Below are 4,621 nucleotides of genomic sequence, written 5' to 3'. Positions count from 1 at the left end.
AATAAATCTTCCCAATAAATTATTTTACCTATTATTTTATCCTTATATTTATAATTTCTTGGAATAAGAAAAACATCTCTATTTCCTGATTTTTTTTCAGCCTCTGTAAGTTTACTATTATTGATTTTTACTTCATAAGTTTTTCTCATCCTCTTAAATTGTATAAAAAAAATCTGGTATAGAAGCTTTGCTATCATCTGCCTTTTGTTCATCAACTTCTTCTATTTCATCAAAAGATTTATTAAAACAATTAATCAAGAAATTAAAAACAGTCTTAGTTTTATATTCTTCACGATTATTTGAATTAAAGAGATTCACTATTGTTGCGGTCGCAACATTTTCAAGTACTGTCATAAAATCCTCATGAAATATTTAATAAAAACAGTCTAAGAACAGTCTTTTTCTTTATATAAATTATAATCCCCATAATAAAAATATTCAAAATAAATTACCCTCCCACCAAATGACAGACCGCCCCTTTATAATCCTCACTAGGAGGCGCTTATGAAAAAGAAAAGCATTTTGGGAAAACTGGTTTTATCACCATTGTATATTCTGAAAGGTATTTGGGACTTGTCGGGGCAGTTGGAAGATGAGCCAAAGGAAGATAATAATGTCACCTGCAAATATTGCGGATTACAGTTTCCGTCTGTAAAAAGTCTTGTTTGTGGAGAGTGTGTATTTCATCCAGATGGACGGTTCAAAGGAAAGCATACAGTATATGAAGGACCGAATGGCGGTAAATATTACTGCACTTACTGTGGAAGAGAAGCAACTTCTATAAGAGACCTGATTCTTTATCTTTGTCCTTTCCATCCTGATGGTAACGCGAAAGGTCATTGTCTGCCTTATGAAGGTTCTCTAAAATCAACTTATACTTGCAAGTATTGCGGTGCAGCTTCAAATAACATTCATTATCTTTGCGTACGTACATGCGTCAATCATCCTCTGGGAAGATGGAAGGGGCATCATATTCCTATGCGATAATCATCTCTTATTTGAATTTCTGTATTAAATAACTATATTCACAAAGAAGGTCTTTATGAAGAGCATTTTTTCATAGCAATGATTTAAAAGAGCTTCTTTGTGAAATTACAACTAGTTTTTTGAATTATCTACAGGGGCCGTTTCTTCGACAGCAGAAACTTCTTGTGAAGAAATGACTTTTTCTTTTATGGTTTCAACACCAAGTTTACACATTTTGAATAATCCAAAGCAGATTCCACATATGAAACCAAGTGTGAAAAGGAATTTTCCAATTCTTTCATTTAAATTTGAAAAATTCATAAAGCCTCCTGGTTATACTCTGAATGTAGCAATCTTATTGTATCTAACAGCAGGTTGATCATTAAATTCGATTCCAAATGTGTCCTTAAGATGGCTACAGCTAAAATATCCAGTGTGATTATCTAAGCCATTTTGCTGAACTGCCTGAATATAATCCATAATTGCTTTAGCTAAACGAGTTTTTCGTTCGCTACTTTGACCATAGCAGAAACATACTGAATCTAATTTTGTCGCAGCTTCTCTTTCTGTCATACTAAAACCTCCTAAAGTTTTTTAATTGTAAATGGTCGGTCTGTCATTTCACGAACGAGTAAAAAAGTGTTTCAAAAATAATCTTACATTTCATAAATAAATTTTTACTCTATCACTAAATGATAGTTTTCATATGTATATTTATGTGTGTAAAACGAGAGGAGAATTAATTATGGAAGAACAGATGAACGAAAAGAAAATCAGATGGAACATTTCTAAGGCAATGAGCTATGTATATCAGACATTAAACGATTCAAAGCTTAGAATCAAGAAAACAAAAGCTTATAACACAGCTATGGAAAATTTGAAGGCTCTCTATAATATCACTCAGATTCAGGTCTGGATTCTCTGTCTTGCCTGTGAACGCTATTTTGAACGAGAAGACAGTATTTCACTTCAAAACATTTCCGGGGAATTGGGCGTACCGGTTATGTCGATCATCTGCTGGAAAAAAGATATTGAAGGGCTAGTTGCCAGCGGATTTTTGGAACATTGTGGAAGAAACGGAGCTGTTCAGCCAATAAGTGATTTCAGCGAATCAATCTATAATAATACCGAATATATCCCTCAGACAAAGAAAGACGATGATGAGATTGAATTTATTTCCTATATGGCAGACCGTTATGAATCACGTCGTGGCGAAGATATTTCTGCAAGATTGATTCAAAGAGAATTATATCGGTATGAAAGAGCTCATAACTATCTTGAAGTTGTTAAAAGAGTATCAGCTGAGCTTGAAGAATCTGAGTACCGCTTCTTTCTTTATGATGTTGCAAATGATGTATTGAAAGGTGGAGATTCCAGCCTTAATGCAACCATATCTGATTTATACGATGGGGGAGACAGATACAATGTTGCTACCGAAATGCTGGAAGAAAAACATGAACTTTTTCAGAAGGGACTCATAGAGTTTGTAAAGAAAGGAAACCTTTCTGATGCAACTATTACTCTAACAGATAAAGGCCGTAAGTTAGTTCTCGGAGATAAGGCTTTTCTTTTTGAAGAGACAATCAATGATAAGAATCTCATTAAAACTGATTCCATCAAGGAAAAACGCCTTTTCTACAGTCCAGAAAATCAGAGGGAAATTGACCGACTCAAAGCAGCACTTCAGGAAGAGAAACTGAAAGGAATCCAGCAGCGACTTAAGGATGATGGACTTCCTGTGGGCGTTGCAGTTTTACTGTATGGGGCACCAGGAACAGGAAAGACTGAATCGGTTATGCAGATTGCAAAGGAGACAGGTCGTTCCATCGTTCATGTCGATATTAGCGAGGCAAAGTCTGCCTGGTTTGGGGAAAGCGAAAAGCGAATCAAAAAGATTTTCACCAGCTACAAAAATGCCTGTGAGCTGGCAGAAAAGAAGGGGGAGCTTATGCCTATTCTCCTTTTCAATGAAGCAGATGCACTTATCTCAAAAAGAAAGAATGACACTTCTGGGAACTGCGCTCAGACAGAAAACGCAATCCAGAACATCATTCTGGAAGAGCTTGAAAACCTAAAGGGAATCTTTATTGCAACAACAAACCTGGCTTCAAATATGGACTCAGCTTTTGAACGCCGATTCCTCTTCAAGATTAAGTTTGAGAATCCATCAACAGAAGCAAAGACTTCTATATGGATGAATAAACTTTCCTGGCTCGATAAAGAGACTGCTACTGAATTCGCAAAAGATTTCGACTTCTCCGGCGGCCAGATAGACAACATTGTAAGAAAGATTGCAATGAACGAAGTTATTACAGGAGAACGTCCGGAAATCTCAGATATCCGCGATATGTGTAGGTGCGAAAAAATCGATAATCCAGATGGATCAAGACGTATGGGATTCTGTTTGTAGGAGGAATGAGAGTGATAGACTTTTTACGGTTTCCTTTTATAAAAACAATAAGCACGATTGCATATGACAAAGATTTTGGTTTAACAGGATTTATTCAGAATACACTTATCGATCAGAATTTTATCCTTAAAATCCGTTATGGAAACCTGTTGAAAGATTCTGGTGATATATTATTATGTCCGCTATCAGAAGGTTTTAAGCCAAGCAATCCGCTTTCTAGAAGAATTATCAAGAAAGAAGGTAAATGGCTGGATAAAGAAATCAAAATACTTTATTCCTCTGATACAGCAAAATGGATTGGCTCAGAACATGTAGCCTTTCTTCCGTGCAGGAAATTGAAGTATCGGGGAATCCTTTTTGTTTGTGTTGATTTTTACTCTGAAAACAGAACAGAAATAAATGCAAGCCGTATTGCAGAAGCCTTGGAAATTGCTGAGAAATACAACTGCAAAAAGCTTTCTTGTCCACAAAATGTTCTCTATTCTCCAGAAGAAACTTATACATATAATTACATACGTTCTCAATTTGAGTCGATTATTCGCACACTAGGCTCAAAGATAAAAATAGATTTTGTAATAGAGACTGTCATACAAAAAAATCTTCATAGTTATCCTATGTATGTATCAACTAAAGTTCCCTATGATTTCACAAATTCATTAGTTGAATATCTTCCTATGTGTGCTCAAATCTTGGAGCATTATAGGAAAACGTTACGTTCAGTGAGAATGGTATATTCAATTTCAGCTCATACACAAAAACAGATTAAAGCTTTGCTAACAAATTCAACAAATGAGAAAAAAGCATTCAAGCTATTTAAGAAACTATATAAGCTAATGGGCGGATATTATGACATAGCAGATTGGCGTGGTGAAACATACAGAAGCGATGAAGGCTTTTGCTTCTTCTTACTAAGTTTATGCAAAGAAATGCCCTGGAATTTTTATAAAATTCTGGATCTTCTGAAGAAATTCACAAATTTATATCAAGATATACTCTTTGCAGCAGAAGATTATAATCTGCCCTATTATGACTCCATATTCAATGAAAGATTCAAAGATTTGAAACCTTTTGACTATCAGCAAAGAGGCATTAATCATGTATGAAATATTAAGAATAGAAGGAACTGAGTTTCTTGCATATCTTGCAAATTTTCCAAATCCAGAGCAGCTCCCATTTAAGTAGTTTTCTTTACATATATTGGTATTTTACGAAACTCTTTTTCTTTTCTTTAACTTTATACGTTTG

6 protein-coding genes are annotated in these 4,621 nt (G+C 34.9%); 3 read left to right on the top strand and 3 right to left on the bottom strand.

The features are described from left to right. Positions 1 to 153: 153 nt before the first annotated feature. Entirely contained in the window at positions 154 to 354 is a 201-nt protein-coding gene (locus tag MSI_RS12975; RefSeq protein WP_009107865.1) for a hypothetical protein, read from the bottom strand. 150 nt (positions 355 to 504) lie between these two features. Between MSI_RS12975 and MSI_RS14925 the strand changes: the two genes are divergently transcribed. Then, complete coding sequence (locus tag MSI_RS14925) at positions 505 to 987, top strand: hypothetical protein (protein ID WP_009107862.1); 483 nt, start codon at positions 505 to 507, stop codon at positions 985 to 987. Positions 988 to 1,098: 111 nt separating this feature from the next. Here the strand turns inward: MSI_RS14925 and MSI_RS12960 are convergent, their stop codons facing one another. Together MSI_RS12960 and MSI_RS12955 are read right to left on the bottom strand one after the other, a co-directional pair. After that, complete coding sequence (locus MSI_RS12960; protein WP_009107861.1) at positions 1,099 to 1,287, bottom strand: hypothetical protein; 189 nt, start codon at positions 1,285 to 1,287, stop codon at positions 1,099 to 1,101. A gap of 12 nt (positions 1,288 to 1,299) precedes the next feature. After that, positions 1,300 to 1,539, bottom strand: coding sequence for a hypothetical protein (locus MSI_RS12955; protein ID WP_009107859.1), 240 nt, complete (start codon positions 1,537 to 1,539; stop codon positions 1,300 to 1,302). Positions 1,540 to 1,711: 172 nt separating this feature from the next. Between MSI_RS12955 and MSI_RS14205 the strand changes: the two genes are divergently transcribed. Both MSI_RS14205 and MSI_RS12945 read left to right on the top strand, forming a co-directional pair. After that, on the top strand, positions 1,712 to 3,376 hold the full coding sequence (locus MSI_RS14205) for an ATP-binding protein (protein WP_009107856.1): 1,665 nt from the start codon (positions 1,712 to 1,714) through the stop codon (positions 3,374 to 3,376). Between the two features lie 11 nt (positions 3,377 to 3,387). Further along, positions 3,388 to 4,479 (top strand): hypothetical protein, encoded by a 1,092-nt coding sequence (locus MSI_RS12945; RefSeq protein ID WP_009107854.1) that lies wholly within the window; start codon positions 3,388 to 3,390, stop codon positions 4,477 to 4,479. Positions 4,480 to 4,621: the final 142 nt, after the last annotated feature.

Source organism: Treponema sp. JC4 (genome assembly GCF_000260795.1).
Lineage (GTDB): Bacteria > Spirochaetota > Spirochaetia > Treponematales > Treponemataceae > Treponema_D.
Note: the sequence above shows the minus strand (reverse complement) of the source record. Positions and strands in the feature narration are given on the sequence as shown.

Coding starts and splice junctions, on each gene's coding strand:
- MSI_RS12975 (WP_009107865.1), bottom strand. CDS start 354: ATGACAGTACTTGAAAATGTTGCGACCGCAACAATAGTGAATCTCTTT.
- MSI_RS14925 (WP_009107862.1), top strand. CDS start 505: ATGAAAAAGAAAAGCATTTTGGGAAAACTGGTTTTATCACCATTGTAT.
- MSI_RS12960 (WP_009107861.1), bottom strand. CDS start 1,287: ATGAATTTTTCAAATTTAAATGAAAGAATTGGAAAATTCCTTTTCACA.
- MSI_RS12955 (WP_009107859.1), bottom strand. CDS start 1,539: ATGACAGAAAGAGAAGCTGCGACAAAATTAGATTCAGTATGTTTCTGC.
- MSI_RS14205 (WP_009107856.1), top strand. CDS start 1,712: ATGGAAGAACAGATGAACGAAAAGAAAATCAGATGGAACATTTCTAAG.